We start from the raw sequence: 18,273 nt of genomic DNA, 5'->3' as shown, positions 1-18,273 counted from the left end.
GAGTCCGAGGGATGCATAACGTGACGACTCAGAGACGGAAACACGAAAGACGGGATTTTTCACCTGTGCATATAGGATATATAGATCAATGAGCACGGACGACATTACGAACGACCTCACACGAAACACGGAGAACGCGCCCCAGGAGCTCCTGACGCGCACGTTCTTCTTCCTGTGTGCGGCCCTGTCGATCGTCACGACGGTCAGTATCATCCTGCTGCTCGTGACGGAGGCGGCGAAGTTCTTCACCGTCACCGCGCCGCTCATGGGCGTCGAGGGACCGACCGCGTCGGTCGTCGACTTCCTCACCGGGACGACCTGGCAGATCAACAACCAGGAGTTCGGCGTCCTCGCGCTCGTCTCGGCGACGCTGATGATCACCATCGGGTCGGCCGTCGTCGCCCTCCCGCTGGGCGTCGCGACGGCCATCTACCTCAGCGAGTACGCCGACCCCCGCCACCGCGCCTTCCTGAAACCGGCGCTCGAAGTGCTGGCGGGCATCCCGACCGTCGTCTACGGCTTCTTCGCGCTCATCTACATCACGCCCGCCATCCAGACCGTTCTCCCGGAGACGGGGACGTTCAACCTCATCTCCGCCAGCCTGGTCGTCGGCATCATGATCATCCCGATGGTCGCCTCCATCAGCGAGGACGCGATGTCGGCCGTGCCCGACGAACTCCGGCAGGCGGGCTACGGGATGGGCGCGACGAAGTTCGACGTCTCGACGGGCATCGTGGTGCCCGCGGCGCTCTCGGGCATCTTCTCCTCGTTCATCCTCGCGCTCTCGCGGGCAATCGGCGAGACGATGGCCGTCACGGTCGCCGCCGGGTCGCGCGCGCAGTTCCTCAACCCGCTGAACCCCGCCGCCTACCAGGAAGGGGCGCTCCCGATGACCGCCGCGATGGTCCAACTCCTCCTCGGCGACATCACCGGCGGCGGCCTCGCGTACCGCAGCCTGTTCGCCATCGGTCTGACGCTGTTCGTCATCACGCTCGTCATGAACATCATCAGCGACTTCGTCGCACAGCGCTACCGGGAGGAGTACTGAGATGGCGACCGAGCGCGGGAACGTCATCGAGAGCTTCGGAACGGTGAACAAGACGGTCGGGACCGTCTTCCAGTACCTGCTCCTCGCGGCGACGATGTTCGGACTCGTCACGCTCGCGGTGCTCCTCGTGTTCGTCGCCAACGACGCCATCCAGCCGCTCACGGCCGACCCCGGCTGGCACCTGACGTTCTTCGTGACGCTCGTGGTTCCGACACTCGCCGTCGGCGGGTACCTCTACGTTCGCAACGGGGACGCGCTCGGCTTCGGGGCGACGGCGGTCGGACTCCTCGTCGTCAGCCTCATGTTCAGCGGCGGGGTGGGGATGGTGTTCGTCGACATCCTCTCGCCGGTGGTGTGGTTCGGGTTCCTCCTCGCACTCGCTATCCCGGTCGTCCTCGTCGTCGGTATCGAACGTACTGCCGGCCGCCTCCCGTTCACGGCCAAACTCGTCGTCACCACGCTCCTGTTCTACGTCCCGCTCTTCGGTCTGCCGGGGCCCGTCGGCGCGGCCGCCGGCGTCCCGACGCTCGTTCCGAGCGTCATCGACGTCTTCTCGTCGCTCCCCATCCTGCCCGTCGACTGGGTGTTGCTCTCGCTCTCGCTCGGCGGTATCGTCGCGAGCATCGTCGGATTCTACGCACGCGGGGTCGGGGGCACCCGGGCCGGTGTCGCCGCCGGCGTCGTCGCACTCGGGGCCGTCGTACTCAGTGCTGTCGCCGGTCCCTTCGTGGGCGTCAACCCCGTTCCGGCGACGGTGCTCACGAGCGTCGCCCTCGTTCCCACCGCAGGCTACCTCGTCGGTGGCGCCGTCACCCGGCCCGACGACCGGGTCGGGGTCCTCGTCCCCCTTGCGGTCGTGGGTGGCGCGCTCGTCGGCGCGTTCGTCGTCAGGGCCGCAGGCTTCGCAGGGCCGAACTCGTGGGTCGACTGGCAGTTCCTCACGAGCGCGCACAGCAGCACCGCGGTCGAGGCGGGGCTGTACCCCGCCATCGGCGGCTCCATCCTCCTCATGGTCACGGTCGCCGTCTTGGCGTTCCCGCTCGGTGTCGGGGCCGCAGTCTATCTCGAGGAGTACGCGCCGGACAACCGGTTCACGCGCTTCATCGACGTCAACATCTCGAACCTCGCGGGCGTTCCGTCCGTCGTGTACGGCCTCTTAGGGCTCGGCGTGTTCGTCACCTACCTCGGCCGGCCGACGGGGACGGTCGCCATCGGCGGCGCGACGCTGGGCCTGCTCATTTTGCCCATCGTCATCATCTCCTCCCGGGAGGCGATCCGGAGCGTGCCGACCGAGATGCGACAGGCCTCCTACGGGATGGGCGCGACGAAGTGGCAAACCGTGAGACGGGTGGTCCTCCCCCGCGCCTTCCCCGGCATCCTGACGGGGACGATTCTCGCACTGGGCCGCGCAATCGGTGAGACCGCACCGCTCATCATGATCGGCGCACCGAGCGTCATCTTCTCGCTCCCGACGGAGTTCTCCGCGAAGGCGAGCGCGATGCCGCTGCAGGTGTTCGCGTGGGCGACGCTCTTCGCCAGCGAGGACTTCTACACCAAGGCCGTGCCCGCGGGCGTCGTCGTGCTCGTGAGCGTGCTGCTCGCGATGAACTCCATCGCAATCGTGCTTCGAAACAAGTACCAGACTGACCAATAATTATCGACCATGAGCGATAAAGAGACACAGACGATGGCCGAATCGACAGGTGGCGAGACCGAAGACCCCTCCGCCGACGACATGCTCGTCCAGACGGACGTCAGCGAGAGCGTCGAGCAGGGGCGTCGCCCGCCGGCGGAGACCGTTATTCGCGCGGAGGACATCAGCGTCTACTACAACGACGTGCAGGCGCTCGACGGCATCTCGATGGAGATTCCCGAGAACCGCGTCACCGCGATGATCGGTCCCTCCGGCTGTGGGAAGTCGACGTTCCTCCGGTGTGTGAATCGGATGAACGACCTCGTCGACGCCGCCCGCGTCGAGGGGAACCTCTACCTCCGGGGGAAGAACGTCTACGACGACGACGTCGACCCAGTCGCGCTTCGACGGCGCGTGGGGATGGTGTTTCAGAAGCCGAATCCCTTCCCGAAGAGCATCTACGACAACGTCGCGTACGGATTAGAGATTCAGAACAAGGAGGGCGACTACGACGCCATCGTCGAGGAGTCGCTCAAGCGCGCGGCGCTGTGGGACGAGGTGAAGGACAAACTCGACGAGTCCGGACTCGACCTCTCGGGCGGCCAGCAGCAGCGGCTCTGCATCGCCCGCGCCATCGCGCCGGACCCGGAAGTGTTGCTGATGGACGAACCGGCCTCGGCGCTGGACCCCATCGCCACCTCGAAAATCGAAGACCTGATCGCCGACCTCGCCGAGGAGTACACGGTGGTCATCGTGACGCACAACATGCAACAGGCCGCACGCATCTCCGACAAGACGGCCGTCTTCCTCACCGGCGGGGAGTTGGTGGAGTTCGACGACACGCAGAAGATATTCGAGAACCCCGCGAGCCAGCGCGTCGAGGACTACATCACCGGCAAGTTCGGCTGAGTCGACGTCCCGTGGACGGACGTGGCCTCGTCGAGATGCTCCGTGACCTCGCGGACCCCGACCGGTGGCTGGGTCGCGTCGAACGGAGTTGACCCTCCCTGGCCTCGCTCCTGTCCCGAACCAAACAGTAATCCCCCGGTCGGACGAATCGGTGTGCATGCCCCGCGACGCGTATCAGGAGGACCTCCGGACCCTCCGCGAGGACGTCGTGACGTTCGGCGAGCGGGTCTCGGCACAACTCGACGACGCGCTGCGCGCCATCGAGACGGACGACGCTTCCCTCGCCACGACGGTCATCGAAGGGGACGACGCGATCAACGAGCGGTATCTCGAACTCGAAGGCGACTGCATCGACCTCATCGCGCTCCAGCAACCCGTCGCCAGCGACCTCCGGTTCGTCACCGCCTCGTTCAAGATCATCACCGAACTCGAACGCATCGGCGACCTCGCGACCAACCTCTCGGCGTACGTCCACTCCGTCGAGAGGCCGCACTTCCCCGAGGTGAACCTGTTGGACGTCGGTCGACTCGCCCGCGAGATGGTCGACGAGGCCCTCGACGCCTACGACGCAAAGGACCCCGACCGCGCGGCGGCCGTCGTCGAACGCGACGACGAACTCGACGGCCTCTGTGAACGGACCGCCGAGACGGTCATCCTCGACCTGGTCGAGACCACCGAGACGTTCGGCGACGACGAACTGACGAGTCTCCTCACCGAGGTGAACCTCATCTTACTCACGCTCCGGGACATCGAACGGGTCGGCGACCACGCCGTCAACATCGCCGCCCGGTCGTTCTACATGGCGACCAACCGGACGACGCTGCTGTACTGAACCGCCGAACCGCCGCGACGACGCCCGTGGTCGTGACACTCTCGATACTTCTCCGTCAGACAATATACATAGGACTCAATAGCAATATTGTATCATGGGAAAGTGATTTATAAACGGACCCACTGGAGTCGAGTATGGCCAGACAAGCGTATCAGTCCCGCCTCCAGGGACTCCGTGACGAGGTCCTCTACATGGGCGAACTCGTCGCCGAACAGCTTCGCTCGGGCTTCGACGCCCTCGAAGAGAAAGACGGCGAGTTGGCACAGGCCGTCATCGACGGGGACGAGGAGATAAACGAACTCTACCTCGAACTCGAACAGGAGTGCATCGACCTCATCGCGCTCCAGCAACCCGTCGCCGGCGACCTCCGCTTCATCGCGTCGTCGTTCAAGATCATCACCGACCTCGAACGCATCGGTGACCTCGCGACCAACCTCGGCGGCTACGCCCTTCAGGCCGAGCACGAGGCCTATCCGGAGGTCGACATCCGACGCATCGGCGACGAGACGCTCGAGATGCTGGAGCAGGCGATGTCGGCGTACGCAAACGAGGATGTCGACGGCTGTTACGCCATCTCCGAGCACGACGACGAGGTCGACGCGATGTGTCAGGCGGCGAGCCAGACCGTCGTGCGCTCGCTCCTCGAAGCGGACTCGCTCGACCAGGACGTCGACGAGACGTACCAGGACGTCTCGCGGCTCTTTCTCACCATTCGTGACCTCGAACGGGTCGGCGACCACGCCGTCAACATCGCCGCGCGGACGCTCTACATGGTCGAACAGAACGACGAACTGCTGTACTGACTCCGGTCCTCCCGGTTCCCGCTCGCGACGCCGTGACGGAAGCTATAACGGGTCACCACGGCAACTCTCAGCCGTACATGAGCCAGGAAGACGGTGAGCGCCCGTCAGCGGAACTCGACGGCCGCCCGCTCGACGAGGCTGTCGACGTCGTCGTCGCCCGCGAGGGGGGCGTGACCCTGCCGAGGTACGACGTGCGCTCTCGTACGTCACCGACGAGGACGGCGTCGTGACCGACGACGCGGTCGACGACGCGTTCGGCGAACTATCGAAGGTCGTCTCGACGCCGGAGACACGGACGGAACTCGCGCGTATCGCCTTCGAGGAGGCGACGGAGACGGCCGAACCGGTCGACCACATCGACGTCGTTCGGGCCCGACTCGACCGCTTCGAGGAACGGCTCGAACGCATCGAGGCGCACGTGCCCGAACTCGGCCGCGAACTCTCCGAACTCGTCGGCGACAGCGAGGCCGACCTGTACGACACCGCGGTCGGCATCCAGCGGCTCACCACCGCGGCGAACCGGGCGCAGGGGGCCGCCGACGAACTCCAGGTCGACCTCGAGGAGTTCGAACGTTGGGTCGCGAACCCCGAAGTCAGACACGACGAGTTCGCGGACGAACTCGACGCCCTCGACGGCTCGCTCGACGACCTCGCGGGTGCCGTCGACGCCGTCGCCGACGCGCGTGCGGCCGACGGCGACGACGCCGAGACCGACACGGACCCCGCCGTCGTGTGGGTTGACACGTCCCTCCGCCATCGGGCCGTCGGACTGCTGTTCGCGGACCTCCGAACCGAACTGGACGCCCTCCGGGAGTGGCCCGCGTCCGGAGACGACGGAACGGAGGCCGACCGCGTCACCGAACTCGACGGACGGCTCGACGACCTCGACGCGCGCTGGCGGGCGCTCGGCGACCGCCTGGAGGGGGTCGCACGTCCCGCGTGGCACGAGCGGTACGACGACGTCCTCGACGGGTTCGAAGACGCCGTCGACGACTTCGAGCCGCCGCTCGACTGGAGCGAGGTGCAGGCGACGCTCGACGCACACCGCGGGCGGGTCGACGGTCTCGCGTAGAGCGGTTCACGACGTTTTCGTCACGCTTCGGTACGTCAGGGGGCCTCGTGGTCTCACAGCCGCTCCCTGCGCATCGCGCCCTGGAGGGCGACGTCGCCGATGGCGCTCCCGTGGTCGAGCGTCCGCCGGAGCGCGTCGAGGCTCCGCGCGACGGCGACGACGTCGGCCGTGGGGCCGGCGGGCATCGCGCTCCGGTCGTCGGCCAGCGCCTCCTCGAACGCGGCCAGGCTGTCTCGCGTCTCCACGCAGGTGTCGAGTATCTCGTGGACCCGCTCGGAGTCCCGCCCTTCGAGGACCGCGTTCGAGGTGCCCTCGACGACGCCTCTGGCGGTGCTGGCGACGGTTTCCAGTTCGTCGACAACCGCTTCGGGGAGGGGGTCGGCCAGGTACCGTCCCACGCGGGCGATGGTGAGACCGTTGCGCGCGACCCGTTCGAGCCGTCTGGCCGTCTCGTAGTACTCGAACAGATCCGGGCGGCTCGCGCCGACCCGGTCGACCTCCTCCAGCGAGACGAGCGCGCGGCCGAAGTGCCGGACGACCATCCCACAGAGACGGTCGACCTCCGTCTCGCGCCCGCGGAGCTGTTCGTACGCGCCGGGGTCGGTGTCGAGGAAGGAGGTCGTCGCCCGCTCGTGGATGGAGAGGGCGACGTACTGCAACTGGACGACGGACTGCCGGACCGAGACGTCCGAGGCGTCGAGCAGGTTCCGGACGACCAGCCTCCCGTCGCGTTCGTCGACGAGTTCGGTCCCGACGAACTGTCGGACCAGCGACCGGACCGCCCGACACGTCTCGGCGTCGAACGGCTCCGCGGCGACGAGCGTCACGCGCTCGAAGCCGACGGCCTGTGCCGCCCTGAGCGCGCGTTCGACCTGCGTTCGGCTGCCGTCCACCTCGACGGTGATCTCCGAGAGCCCGTCGCCGTCCTTCTCACGACTCCGGACGACGATGGAGCCGTCGAGGTGGCTGTAGAGGTTGACGGGCGTCCCCGCTTCGAGCCCGCGAGCGATCGCCCACTCCTTCGGGATCGAAACCGTGTAGGTCCCGCCGCCGACCTCCTGGAGCTTCCGCGTCTCCATCGTCACCCTCCGGACGTGGCCTGACGACCGTGACGTGCCTCCACGCTCGGAACGTCGTCCGCTGTCGTCATCGGGCTCACCCGAACTTGCCGCTGATGTAGTCCTCGACGCGCTGGCTCTCGGGGTTCTCGAAGATCTTGTCCGTGTCGCCGTACTCGACGAGTTCCCCACCGGTGAGGAAGACGGCGGTCTGGTCGGAGATACGCGCCGCCTGCTGCATGTTGTGGGTCACGATGACGACGGTGTAGTCCTCCGAGAGCTTGTGGATGAGGTCCTCTATCTTCGAGGTGGCGATGGGGTCCAGCGCCGACGCCGGTTCGTCCATCAACAGCACTTCCGGGTCGGTCGCCAGCGCCCGCGCGATGCAGAGTCGCTGCTGCTGGCCGCCCGAGAGGCCGAGCGCGTTGTCGTCGAGGCGGTCTTTCACCTCGTCCCACAGCGCCGCGTCGCGGAGACACCGCTCGACGAGTTCGTCCTCCTTCTCCTCGTCGCTCCGGCCAAGCAGCTTCGCGACGAGCCCCTTCTCGATGTCGCCGTGCTTCCGTGGGCCGTACGAGATGTTGTCGCGGATGCTCTTGGGGAACGGGTTCGGCGACTGGAACACCATGCCCACGCGCTTGCGGAGTTCGACGAGGTTCACGCCGTCCTGGTAGATCTCCTCTCCTTCGAGCTTGACCGAGCCGTCGATCCGTGCGGCCTTGATGCGGTCGTTCATGCGGTTGAGACACCGCAGGAACGTCGACTTCCCACAGCCGGAGGGGCCGATGAGCGCCGTGACGCTGTTCTCGGGGATATCCATCGAGACGCCCTTGATCGCGTGGTCGTCGCCGTAGAAGACGTCGAGGCTCTCCGACGTCAGCTTCGATTTCCCGTCGAACCGGTAGTCGATCCACTCGGGTCGGGTCTCCTCTTCGGTCTCCCCGGCGGTCGTCTGAAGCGGTTGGTCCGAGCGTTTCTCTTCCGTCTGGGTGGTTTCTGTTTCGCTCATGATCACTCGTAGCGGAGTTTACTCCTGAAGTAGTATCGCGTCGCGATGCCGATGGCGTAGAACGACAGGACGACGATCAGAAGGACGAGCGCCGTCGCCCACCGGAACCCCTGTGGGTCGGTGACGTTGTCGCCCAGCCCCACGCCCGCCGTGATCAGCGCGAACAGCTGATAAGGGAGCGCGGAGGTGGCCTGTAGCAGTTCGGGGTTCGCGACGAACGGCGGCGTGGCGGTGAACTCGAAGCCACCGATGACGTCGACCGTCTGCGCGCCGGGGACGAACGTCCCGCCGGCCATCGTCAGCAGGATGGGGGCCGTCTCGCCGGCGATGCGTCCGACGCCGAGGATGACGCCCGTGACGACGCCCGGAAGCGCCGCCGGCAGGACGACGCTCCGGATGGTGTCCCACTTCGTCACCCCGAGCGCCACGCTCGCGTCGCGGTACTCGTCGGGCACCGCGATCATCGCCTCGCGGCTCGTGATGACGACCAGGGGAAGGAGCATGAACCCGAGGGTGAGCATCCCCGCCAGCAGCGACTTCTGGTTCCCGAACCGGGGCACGAGGAACGCGAAGCCGAACAGGCCGAAGACGATGCTCGGCGTGCTCCAGAGACCGTTGGTCGCCACCTCGACCGCCTGGGTGAACCGCCCGCGCTCGGCGTACTCGGTGAGGAACACCGCCGCACCGACGCCGAGCGGCACCGCGAACAACACCGCACCGATGACGAGCCAGATCGTCCCGACGATGGCGGGCAGGACGCCCTGGAAGTCGTTCAGCAGGGCGACGCCGTTCATCACGAACGGGACGTAGATCGGCCAGGTGAACGTGAACCCGAAGAGCGTCGTCTCGGGACCGACACCCGCGCCGAACTGGACGCCGGTCATCAGGCCGGGGACTCCCTGCACGACGACGAACGCCACCAGGATGAACAGGAAGGCGACGATGGAGAGGGCGTTCAGGTAGATGAGCGTGTACGCGCCCATGCGTCGGCCGCGCGCCCCGAAGCCGCCGTACGCCTTCGCGGCCGCCCAGCCGGCGAACAGGGTGCTGAACAGGGTCGCGACGGGGATGACGAACTCGGCGGTGAGCGAGGCGCTCTGCTCCCAGCCGAGGTCCCAGATCCAGGTCGGCCCGATGACGTCCGCGATGAACACCAGCCCCGTCAGGAGCGACAGCGACCCGATGGGAACCGTCGAGCCGATGTCCTCGCGGGTGAGCGCAGCGGCGGCGAACGCGACGCCACCGACCACGACCCCGCCTGCGACGCCGCCGACGGTACCCAGACCGAGTGTCTGCGACGCCGCCCCGCCGGCGACCGTGAACCACGCGACCCCGGCGACGGCGGCGGCGATCAGCCCGGCACCGGAGCTCGGCTGGGTTTCGACGTAGCCCAGCCGTGAGCCGACCCCGAACGTGATGACCGCGCCGCCGAGCAGGACCAAGAGTCCGCCGATGAGCGTCACCACCGGGATACCGGCGACCGGTTCGCTGATCGTCACTGTCTCGAACAGCGCGGCGAGCGAGAGCACGAACAGGATTGCCGAGAGGCCGACCGCTCCGGCGGCGACGGCGTCGGTGCCGGTCGTCTCGGCCTCGACCAGCTTGCTGCGTGTCGCGCCCGCCATCAGGCCTCACCTCCCAGCTTGCGCCGCATCCGCCACTCGATGTACTGCGCTCCGATCGAGATGAACAGCACGGTGACGAAGAGGATGACGCCGGCGATGAACAGCGCGTCGAGCTGGAGCCCGTCCGCCTCGCCGTAGTTGCGGGCGATGAGCGACGTGAGCGTCTCCTGGCCGTAGAAGACGTTCACCAGCGGCTCCGTGAGCCGAGGCACTCCCCGGAGCATCACCGTCGCGGCCATCGTCTCGCCGATGGCCCGGCCCACTCCCAGCAGCACCGCCGCCGACACGCCCGAGAACGCGGCGGGAAGCGTGATGGAGGTCATCGTCTGCCAGTCGGTCGTACCGACCGCGAGCGACCCGCTCTTCATCGACTCGGGCACCGACGAGAGCGCGTCCTCGGCGACCGAGACGACGGTGGGCAGCGCCATCAGGCCGACGACCACACCCACGAAGAGGTACGTTCCCTGGCCGGTGAGGTCGAACTGGTCGGAGGCCCACGGGCTGAGGACGGTGAAGCCGATGAACCCGTAGACGATAGAGGGGATGCCGGCGAGGATCTCGACGCCCGGCTTCACGAACTCCCGCACCACCGCGGGAGCGATCTCCGAGAGGAACAGCGCCGCCGCGACCCCGAGCGGCGCGGCGACCGCCGTCGCGATGATCGTCACCATCACCGTCCCGTGGATCATCGGGACCATCGAGTACCGCACCGGCGAGGAGACGGCGTCCCATCGCGTCTCGATGAACATCCGGAGCCCCGGGACGGTCACACCGAACACCGTGGCGGACTCGTACTGCACCACGGGGACGGACTCCAGGAAGATGAACACGATGATGAGCCCCAGGATGAGGAGGGTCGATACCGTGGTCGTCAGTGTCAGTATCAGCGCGGTCTCCTCTTGGTGACGGAGCCAGCCGTACCCCGACGCGGCGAGGAACACGATGAACGGGACGACCGTCAGCGACGAGACGAGCAGGAAGCCGACGAACGCCGCCAGTAGCGACGCCGCGATCACCGCGATGGTGACGAGCGCTCCCGGTGAGGTGTCGTCGACGAAGTCGCGTAACCGCTCGGCCCGACGCCGGACTCTCGCCTGTAACCCGGTCCGTTCTCCATCCGTAGCTGTTGACATTTTGTGTATCGTGACTGTGGTTTGTGTATGTGTTGTGATAAAAAATCGAAGCGAATCGGCTGGACGGTCCGGTCGAACGCTCCCGTCGTCTCAGGCCATCAGCGGCTCGAGCTGGCTCTTGAACTCCTCGAGGTCGCTCGTCGGCAGCGGGATGTAGTTGTTCTGCTCGACGAAGACGGTCTGTCCGAACTCCGTCAGGAACATGTTGATGAACGCCGCCTCGCGCCGGTCGCGGCCGCCCCCGTTGGGGTTCGACTCCTCGATGAGCGTGTACATGTGGAGGTCGCGGTTCAGCGGGTAGTCGCTGTCGAAGATGGTGTTCTCCGCGTCCGGGTCCGGCTCGTACAGCGTGCCCTCGAAGTCGATGCCGATGGGGATGACCGATTCGCCCGTGAACGCCAGCGCCATGTACGCGATGGCGCCCTCGTTCTGCTGGACCAGCTGGGCGACCTGCTGGTTCTGGCCCTGCCGGGTGTCGACCTCCATCGGCGCGTCGGCGTCGCCGAGCATGTTCAGCCTGAAGGAGGTGTCCGTCCCGGAGCCCTCGGCGCGGCCGATGACGAAGATCTCCTGGTCGTAGTCGACGCCCTCGAGTTCGCTCCAGTTCGAGACCTCGCCCTGGAAGATCTGCCGGACCTGCTCGCCGGTGAGCTGCGTGACGCCCGCTTCGGAGACGTCGGCGCTGACGACGACCGGCTGGCCGTCGCGGCCGACGACGTTGTCGACGACCGTCTCGTCACGCCGCTCCTCGCTCCAGTCGAGTTCGGCCGTGATGGGACCCGAGGAGTTGCCGATGTCGACGAGACCGTCGACGACGGCCTCACAGCCGGTCCCCGAGTGGCTCAGGCCGACCGTCGTCGGGAACGGCGGGCTCGAGCGCTGCTCGGTCGGCTCGAAGCCGAACTGGCTCGCGAAATAGTCGGCGATGAGCATGTCCGTCTCGATCTCCGACCAGCCGGGGACGGTGCTCTCCGAGTTCGAGCCCCAGTACTCGCCGTCAGAGGGCGGCGCGTTGGAGTTCCAGTACGAGCTCCCCTTGTTCGAGATGGGGTAGACCGTCGAGGACCCCTCGGCGGTGAGCAGCGAGGACGACGAGCCCGAGCTCGAACTCGACTCGGTCTCGCCCTCCATCGACTCGCCGCTCCCGCTCTCGGGGGCGTCCGTCGCCGTCGACGTGCTTCCGCCACCCTCGCCGCCGCTGTTGCCACCACTGCCGCTGTCGCCCGACTGCCCGCTGCAGCCGGCGAGGCCGGCGGCCCCGACAGCGCCCGTCGCCGCAATGAACTTCCGCCGCGATACCAGGTCGCTCAGACGATTGCGCTCGTCCGTCATCACCTGAGCCAAACCGAGATTTGATTAAAGCGGTTTATAATACCCGTCTCAAGTGCTCGGTTCGCGTCGGGAGTACTAAGTTCGAACAGAGAACGAAATACCGCTCCGTTGGGAAAACACCGATACGTTCGTTATGTATGGCAGGATACTCTCTATGTGGGTACTGTTCACACACTAGTCCCGGCGCCGTCGCCTCTCCGCCTCGTGTAGGTGTACCGAAGCCGAGTGCAGACAGTCGAAAAAAGAGTCCAGACAGGTCGAACGGAGACGGAGGAGATGCCGCGGTGTTCGCGCGAGGTGACGTTACTGGAAGCCGATGCGTCCGTCGCGGCGTTCGGTGAACGACTCGCGGCCGCCGCCCTTGAACTGGTCTTCCATCCGCTCGTAGTAGTCCATCAGGTCGTCGGTGATGGTCGGACGCACGGCTTCGAGCGCCTTCCGGAAGTGGCGCATCTCGATCTCGTCGGCGTCGGTGTCCTCTCGAAGCGCCTCGATGGCCGCCTCGCGCGCGATGGACTCCAGGTCGGAGCCGACGTACCCCTCCGTGATCTCCGAGATTTCGCGGAGGCTGACGTCGGGCGCGAGCGGGCTCGACTGCGTGTGGATCCTGAGGATCTCCTCGCGGCCCTCCTCGCTCGGCTCGCCCACGAGGACGAGTCGGTCGAACCGCCCCGACCGGATGAGCGCCGGGTCGATCATGTCCGGGCGATTGGTCGCGCCGATGACCATCACGTCGCCCATCTCCTCCAGCCCGTCCAACTCGGTGAGGAGCTGGTTCACCACCCGTTCGGAGACGTTGTTGCCCATCTCCTGGCCGCGAGAGGGCGCGAGCGAGTCGAGTTCGTCGAAGAAGATGACGGTCGGGGAGACCTGCCGGGCCTTCCGGAACGTCTGTCTGATGGCCTTCTCGGACTCGCCGACCCACTTCGAGAGCAACTGCGGCCCTCTGACGGAGATGAAGTTGGCGTTCGTCTCGTTCGCCACCGCCTTCGCGATGAGCGTCTTTCCTGTTCCCGGTGGCCCGTAGAGGAGGACGCCTTTCGGGGGCTCGATACCCATGCGCTCGAAGCGGTCGCGGTTCTTCAGCGGCCACTCGATGCTCTCGTTCACCTGCTGTTTCGCGCCTTCGAGGCCGCCGACGTCGTCCCACGATATCTTCGGGAGTTCGACGAGCACCTCCCGCATCGCCGACGGCTCGACCTCGCCGAGCGCGCCGTTGAAGTCCGCGCGCTTGACGATCATCCGGTCGATGAGCGAAGGCGGGATGTCCTCCTCGTCGAGGTCGATTTCGGGGAGGTACCGCCGAAGGGCTTTCATCGCCGCCTCCTTGGTGAGCGACTCGATGTCGGCGCCGACGAAACCGTGGGTCTCGTCGGCGAGCGTGTCGAGGCTCACGTCGTCGCTGAGCGGCATCCCCCGGGTGTGGATCTGGAGAATCTCCTTGCGACCCTCCTCGTCGGGGACGCCGATCTCGATCTCGCGGTCGAACCGACCCGGCCGTCTGAGCGCGGGGTCGACCGAGTCCACCCGGTTCGTCGCGGCGATGACGATGACCTGGCCTCTCGTTTCGAGGCCGTCCATCATGGTCAACAACTGGGCGACGACGCGGCGCTCGACCTCGCCCGTGACGTCCTCGCGTTTGGGCGCGATGGAGTCGAGTTCGTCGATGAAGATGATGGAGGGCGCCTCCTCGTTGGCGTCCTCGAATATCTCCCGCAACTGCTGTTCGCTTTCCCCGTAGTACTTCGAGATGATCTCGGGGCCGGCGATGGAGAAGAAACTCGCCGAGGTCTCGTTCGCCACCGCCTTGGCCAAGAGCGTCTTACCCGTCCCGGGCGGTCCGTGCAAGAGCACGCCCTGCGGCGGCTCGATGCCCAGTTTCTTGAAGATCTGGGGGTGCTTCATCGGGAGTTCGACCATCTCCCGCACGCGTTGGATCTCGCCCTGAAGTCCGCCGATGTCCTCGTACGTGATGCCGCCGCCGGTCTTCTCGAAGCCCGAGATGGGTTCCTCTCGGAGTTCGACGTCGGTGTCCTCGGTGACGAGACAGACGCCGTCGGGGTCGGTCTCGACGGCGATGAGCGGGATGGCCTGCCCGGGCGAGCGCATGAACGGGTGGTTCGTCGAACTCATCACCGGGACGATGTCGCGCTCGACGACGGGCCGTTTCAGTATCTGTCGCTTCACCATACCCGCGGCGTCGGAGCCGAACTGCACCGACGCCTCCTCGGGCGGGGCGAGGACGAGTTTGTTCGCCTTCTTCGCGTCCGCCTTCCGGATGGTCACGCGCTCGCCGATGCCGACGTCGGCGTTCTGCCGCGTGAAGCCGTCGATCCTGACCGTGTCGGTGTTCCAGTCCTGCCGGTCCGCGCGCCACACCTTCGCTGCCGTCGTCTCACCACCTTCGATCTCGATGATGTCACCAGGGGAGAGCTTGAGATGGAGCAACGTGTCCGGGTCGAGACGGGCGATTCCGCGTCCCGAGTCGTTCGGGTACGCCTTCGCCACTTCGAGTTGCACTTCGTTCATGATTGTTCCGCGAGGATTCCTCCGTAGATGTCGGTTTTTCGGCGACGCCGCTTCATAAGTGCTTTGTTAGGGGGGGTACCAGCCGTTTCCGCGGCCGTTCGCGTGTGTGTCACCGTATATCACGGTATGCGTGGACGGTATTAATCCCTACCGACACGGGCACGCGCTGTGCACCCGCGCTGTCGCCGCCGCTGTCGTTTGTACGTGCTACGACCGACAGTATTTGAGGGTCGCCCGTCTGCACTCACTCATGCGAACGCTCGCCTTCGACGGTCGGACCGGTGCCAGCGGCGACATGCTGCTCGCCGCCCTGGTCGCCGCCGGTGCCGACCCGGCCGTCCTCTCGCCCGTCGAGGACGCCCTCGACGTCGAGTTCCGGGTCTCGACGACGACGCGAAACGGTATCGCGGCGACGACCGTCGACGTCGTCGTGGGCGACTCCGCCGGTACCGACACGGCCGACGACCACACACACACGCACGGTCACGGCGATAACCACGCACACGACCACGACGATGACCACGCACACGGTCACGACTACGGACCCTCCCTCGTGGAGGGTACCGGTCCGCATCGAAGCTACGCCGAGGTCCTCGACGTGGTCGCCGGCATGGGCCTCGACGACGCCGTCACCAAGCGCGCGCGGGCGGTGGTGCGCCGCCTCGCCGAGGCCGAGGCGACCGTCCACGGGACGTCGGTCGAAGAGATACACTTCCACGAGGTCGGCGCCGACGACGCCATCGCCGACATCGTCGGCTGCTGTCTGCTCCTCGACGACCTCGACGTCGACCGCGTCGTGACGACGCCCGTCGCGAGCGGCGGCGGTTCCGTCGAGATGAGCCACGGGACCTATCCGATTCCTGCCCCCGCGGTCGTCGAACTCGCGGCCGACGCCGACTGGTCGCTGCGGGGCGGCCCCGTCGAGGACGAACTCCTCACGCCGACCGGGGCGGCGCTCCTCGCCGAGTTCGCCGAGGGCGTCGACGCGCTCCCCCCGCTTGACGTCGCGGCGTCGGGCTACGGCGCGGGCACGAAGTCGTTCGACGACCATCCGAACGTCCTCCGGGCCGTCGTCGGCGACGGTGCCGGCGGGCTGAAACGTGACGAGATTACCGTCCTCGAAACGAACCTCGACGACGCCACCCCGGAGGTCCTCGGCGGGTTGCAGGAGTCGCTTGCGGCCGCGGGCGCGAGAGACGTCTCCGTCCTCCCGGTGACGATGAAGAAGTCCCGCCCCGGCCACCTCGTGAAGGTCGTGGTGAAGCCCGAAGACGCCGAGCGGGTCGCGCGCCGACTCGCCGTCGAAACCGGCACCCTCGGCGTCCGCGAACACGGTGCCAGCCACCGCTGGATCGCCGAACGCGACTTCCAGACGGTGACGCTCGACGTCTCGGGCGAGCGGTACGAAGTCAGGGTCAAGGTCGCGTCGACCGTCGACGGCGAGGTGTACGACGTCAGCGCCGAGTACGACGACGCGGCCGCCGTCGCCCGCGACACCGACCTCCCCGTCCGGGAGGTCGTTCGGCGGGCCGAGTCCGTGGCGAGAGAACGGCTCGAAGCGGGTGACGACTAGCCGGTCTCGTCGCGGTGTTCGTCGAGCGCCTCGTCGACGTTCAACTCCCCGCTGGCGACCCGGCGGGCGAGTTCCTCGTCGATGGTCCGGTCGCCGCCCGAGCGTTGTCGCGACTCGTCCTTGATGCGCTGGAGTTCGCCGGGCGTGGGTTCGACCTCGCGTGAGTCGACGCGTTCGCCGTCGAGTCGGGCGATGTTCACCGCGGCGAGCACGTCGCCCATCCCCCGCGCGCCGGTTCCCAGGTAGGGCGTCGTCCCGGTCTCGTCGACGAGTTCGACGGGCACGTCGTCGAGGTCGTTGACGATGCGGCTCCCCTGGAGGCGCGCGCCGTCCCCCACCCGAACGAGCGGGTCGGCCTCGCCGTCGACCTCCCGGCGGATGACGCTTACGGCGTCCGCGAGCGGGACGTGAAAGGCGGCGACGACCATCCCGCCGGCGAGGACGGCGATGCCCGGGCGCGTCCCGGGGTCGACGCCGACGACCGTTCGTCCGCCGCCGCCCCGGAGCACGCCGAGCGCCTCCTCCACGGCGCGTCGGGCGTCGTCAGCGTCGCTCGCCACGACGCGTTCGACCCCCTCGGGCACGTCGACGGCGTCGACGTCGTCGTGGGAGACGATCACCACGCGCGTCCGGTCGGGGAGTTCCGACCCGGGTTCGACCGTGGTGAAGACGGTCCCCCGGTCGCGGAGTTCGGCGACGGCCTCGTGGTAGAGTTCGAAATCGGCGGTGGCGACGACGATCACGGCTCGCGGTTCGTCACACGCGGGGTAAAACGTACCGAGCGGGTCGCGCCGCTCACGAATCGGGTCGGCTGAAAAACGAGGCCGAACGTCGTCGTCGGTCGGAACCGGCCGGCGTCGGTTACTTCGTGTCTCCGCGGACGAACGTCACCGGGCACGGCGCCGAGAGCATGACCTCCTGGGCGACGCTCCCGAAGACGGCCTTCCCCGTGGGCGAGCGCTTGCGTCCGCCGACCAGCACGAGGTCGCTGTCGAGTTCGTCGGCGACCTTGACGACTTCCTCGCCGTAGTGGCCGACCGCGCCGCGGACCTCGTAGTCGACGCCCGCCTCGTCGAGTTTCGCGGCGAGGGCACGCACCGGCGAGTACCGGACGGCGACGTCGTCGGCGTCGACCTCGGACATCTCGCGGTCGAAGCCGAGCGCGTCGGCGCGCGACTCGAACTCGTCGCGGGTGAACACGTGCGTGATGACGACTGTCGCCCCGGCGGGGCCGGCGATGTCGATGGCCTCCTCGGCGAGTCGCGTCACGCGCTCTTCGTCCTCCGGGCCGAGGGCCACGAGGACGCTGTTCAGACCGGACTGTTTCTTCGTCGTCTTCGGTACTGGCTGTTGGCTCATATCTCACTATTCGAGGGCGTGTGCAATAAACCTTCCGGAGAATTTACTCAAACCTGAGTAAAAATTAGTAACGGTCGTTCATGTCGGTTTCGCCGCGGTGTGACGGTCGTCTGAGTGGGCATCGGAGGGGTGATTTCGGCTCGTCTCGGTCGTCCCCTCGTTTCATCTGCGATAGGCGTGCAGTACGGTGAGCGAACTGAGCAGTATCTGGTGACGAGTCGTCAGTGACGGTGTCCGGAAGAGCGTCGTTGGTGGCGGTGTCACGAAGAGCGGAGTGACCACACGACACACGGGCGCGGTGAAACCGCAGCCACACCCTCCCCAGCCGATTCCTTCGTGACCTCACTCTGTTCGGTCA

The 18,273-nt window shown here is 66.9% G+C and carries 16 protein-coding genes; 8 read left to right on the top strand and 8 right to left on the bottom strand.

Annotated features, from left to right (window positions below; genetic code table 11):
* Positions 1 to 88: 88 nt before the first annotated feature.
* The 7 genes from pstC (C2R22_RS16425) to C2R22_RS16400 all read left to right on the top strand — a co-directional run bounded on the left by pstC (C2R22_RS16425) (position 89) and on the right by C2R22_RS16400 (position 6,297).
* Positions 89 to 1,048, top strand: coding sequence for a phosphate ABC transporter permease subunit PstC (gene pstC / locus C2R22_RS16425; protein ID WP_103426721.1), 960 nt, complete (start codon positions 89 to 91; stop codon positions 1,046 to 1,048).
* Between the two features lies 1 nt (position 1,049).
* Complete coding sequence (pstA, locus tag C2R22_RS16420; protein WP_103426720.1) at positions 1,050 to 2,702, top strand: phosphate ABC transporter permease PstA; 1,653 nt, start codon at positions 1,050 to 1,052, stop codon at positions 2,700 to 2,702.
* Between the two features lie 9 nt (positions 2,703 to 2,711).
* A complete protein-coding gene (gene pstB / locus C2R22_RS16415) occupies positions 2,712 to 3,590 on the top strand; it encodes a phosphate ABC transporter ATP-binding protein PstB (protein ID WP_103426719.1) in 879 nt (292 codons plus the stop codon).
* A gap of 157 nt (positions 3,591 to 3,747) precedes the next feature.
* Positions 3,748 to 4,422 carry a phosphate signaling complex protein PhoU gene (gene phoU, locus C2R22_RS16410; protein WP_103426718.1) on the top strand — a complete coding sequence of 225 codons (675 nt, stop codon included), beginning with the start codon at positions 3,748 to 3,750 and terminating at the stop codon, positions 4,420 to 4,422.
* A 134-nt stretch (positions 4,423 to 4,556) separates the two neighbouring features.
* The gene (phoU, locus tag C2R22_RS16405) at positions 4,557 to 5,225 is read left to right on the top strand and encodes a phosphate signaling complex protein PhoU (RefSeq protein ID WP_103426717.1); all 669 of its coding nucleotides are present in this window, start codon (positions 4,557 to 4,559) and stop codon (positions 5,223 to 5,225) included.
* A 77-nt stretch (positions 5,226 to 5,302) separates the two neighbouring features.
* Positions 5,303 to 5,455, top strand: coding sequence for a hypothetical protein (locus tag C2R22_RS25245; RefSeq protein ID WP_162562542.1), 153 nt, complete (start codon positions 5,303 to 5,305; stop codon positions 5,453 to 5,455).
* On the top strand, positions 5,452 to 6,297 hold the full coding sequence (locus tag C2R22_RS16400) for a halo transducer protein (RefSeq protein WP_103426716.1): 846 nt from the start codon (positions 5,452 to 5,454) through the stop codon (positions 6,295 to 6,297). Before C2R22_RS25245 ends, C2R22_RS16400 begins: the two co-directional genes overlap by 4 nt.
* A 53-nt stretch (positions 6,298 to 6,350) precedes the next feature.
* Here C2R22_RS16400 and C2R22_RS16395 read toward each other — a convergent pair whose 3' ends face one another.
* The 6 genes from C2R22_RS16395 to C2R22_RS16370 form a co-directional block, all read right to left on the bottom strand.
* Entirely contained in the window at positions 6,351 to 7,376 is a 1,026-nt protein-coding gene (locus C2R22_RS16395) for an AbrB/MazE/SpoVT family DNA-binding domain-containing protein (protein ID WP_103426715.1), read from the bottom strand.
* A gap of 76 nt (positions 7,377 to 7,452) precedes the next feature.
* Positions 7,453 to 8,364, bottom strand: coding sequence for a phosphate ABC transporter ATP-binding protein PstB (gene pstB / locus C2R22_RS16390; protein ID WP_103426714.1), 912 nt, complete (start codon positions 8,362 to 8,364; stop codon positions 7,453 to 7,455).
* A 2-nt stretch (positions 8,365 to 8,366) separates the two neighbouring features.
* On the bottom strand, positions 8,367 to 9,989 hold the full coding sequence (gene pstA, locus C2R22_RS16385) for a phosphate ABC transporter permease PstA (RefSeq protein ID WP_103426713.1): 1,623 nt from the start codon (positions 9,987 to 9,989) through the stop codon (positions 8,367 to 8,369).
* On the bottom strand, positions 9,989 to 11,122 hold the full coding sequence (gene pstC / locus C2R22_RS16380) for a phosphate ABC transporter permease subunit PstC (RefSeq protein WP_103426712.1): 1,134 nt from the start codon (positions 11,120 to 11,122) through the stop codon (positions 9,989 to 9,991). The genes pstA (C2R22_RS16385) and pstC (C2R22_RS16380) overlap by 1 nt, the downstream gene beginning before the upstream one ends.
* A gap of 90 nt (positions 11,123 to 11,212) precedes the next feature.
* The gene (locus C2R22_RS16375) at positions 11,213 to 12,454 is read right to left on the bottom strand and encodes a PstS family phosphate ABC transporter substrate-binding protein (protein WP_103426711.1); all 1,242 of its coding nucleotides are present in this window, start codon (positions 12,452 to 12,454) and stop codon (positions 11,213 to 11,215) included.
* A gap of 303 nt (positions 12,455 to 12,757) precedes the next feature.
* Positions 12,758 to 14,983, bottom strand: a complete 2,226-nt coding sequence (locus tag C2R22_RS16370; RefSeq protein WP_103426710.1) for a CDC48 family AAA ATPase — start codon at positions 14,981 to 14,983, stop codon at positions 12,758 to 12,760.
* Between the two features lie 250 nt (positions 14,984 to 15,233).
* Between C2R22_RS16370 and larC the strand changes: the two genes are divergently transcribed.
* Positions 15,234 to 16,556, top strand: a complete 1,323-nt coding sequence (gene larC, locus C2R22_RS16365) for a nickel pincer cofactor biosynthesis protein LarC (RefSeq protein ID WP_103426709.1) — start codon at positions 15,234 to 15,236, stop codon at positions 16,554 to 16,556.
* On the opposite strand, the gene C2R22_RS16360 is transcribed toward larC, so the two are convergent.
* Together C2R22_RS16360 and C2R22_RS16355 are read right to left on the bottom strand one after the other, a co-directional pair.
* Positions 16,553 to 17,299 (bottom strand): hypothetical protein, encoded by a 747-nt coding sequence (locus tag C2R22_RS16360; protein ID WP_103426708.1) that lies wholly within the window; start codon positions 17,297 to 17,299, stop codon positions 16,553 to 16,555. The two genes, larC and C2R22_RS16360, sit on opposite strands and share 4 nt — an antisense overlap.
* Before the next feature lie 118 nt (positions 17,300 to 17,417).
* Positions 17,418 to 17,915 (bottom strand): universal stress protein, encoded by a 498-nt coding sequence (locus tag C2R22_RS16355; protein WP_103426707.1) that lies wholly within the window; start codon positions 17,913 to 17,915, stop codon positions 17,418 to 17,420.
* Positions 17,916 to 18,273: the final 358 nt, after the last annotated feature.

Origin of the sequence: Salinigranum rubrum, from assembly GCF_002906575.1 — an archaeon.
In the GTDB taxonomy this organism is placed as follows: Archaea; Halobacteriota; Halobacteria; order Halobacteriales; family Haloferacaceae; genus Salinigranum; species Salinigranum rubrum.
The sequence above is the reverse complement of the archived record's forward strand: the minus strand, read 5'-3'. Positions and strand labels throughout refer to the sequence as shown.

Coding starts and splice junctions, on each gene's coding strand:
- C2R22_RS25245 (WP_162562542.1), top strand. CDS start 5,303: ATGAGCCAGGAAGACGGTGAGCGCCCGTCAGCGGAACTCGACGGCCGC.
- C2R22_RS16370 (WP_103426710.1), bottom strand. CDS start 14,983: ATGAACGAAGTGCAACTCGAAGTGGCGAAGGCGTACCCGAACGACTCG.
- phoU (WP_103426718.1), top strand. CDS start 3,748: ATGCCCCGCGACGCGTATCAGGAGGACCTCCGGACCCTCCGCGAGGAC.
- pstA (WP_103426713.1), bottom strand. CDS start 9,989: ATGGCGGGCGCGACACGCAGCAAGCTGGTCGAGGCCGAGACGACCGGC.
- C2R22_RS16395 (WP_103426715.1), bottom strand. CDS start 7,376: ATGGAGACGCGGAAGCTCCAGGAGGTCGGCGGCGGGACCTACACGGTT.
- pstC (WP_103426712.1), bottom strand. CDS start 11,122: ATGTCAACAGCTACGGATGGAGAACGGACCGGGTTACAGGCGAGAGTC.
- pstA (WP_103426720.1), top strand. CDS start 1,050: ATGGCGACCGAGCGCGGGAACGTCATCGAGAGCTTCGGAACGGTGAAC.
- pstC (WP_103426721.1), top strand. CDS start 89: ATGAGCACGGACGACATTACGAACGACCTCACACGAAACACGGAGAAC.
- pstB (WP_103426714.1), bottom strand. CDS start 8,364: ATGAGCGAAACAGAAACCACCCAGACGGAAGAGAAACGCTCGGACCAA.
- phoU (WP_103426717.1), top strand. CDS start 4,557: ATGGCCAGACAAGCGTATCAGTCCCGCCTCCAGGGACTCCGTGACGAG.
- pstB (WP_103426719.1), top strand. CDS start 2,712: ATGAGCGATAAAGAGACACAGACGATGGCCGAATCGACAGGTGGCGAG.
- C2R22_RS16375 (WP_103426711.1), bottom strand. CDS start 12,454: ATGACGGACGAGCGCAATCGTCTGAGCGACCTGGTATCGCGGCGGAAG.
- larC (WP_103426709.1), top strand. CDS start 15,234: ATGCGAACGCTCGCCTTCGACGGTCGGACCGGTGCCAGCGGCGACATG.
- C2R22_RS16355 (WP_103426707.1), bottom strand. CDS start 17,915: ATGAGCCAACAGCCAGTACCGAAGACGACGAAGAAACAGTCCGGTCTG.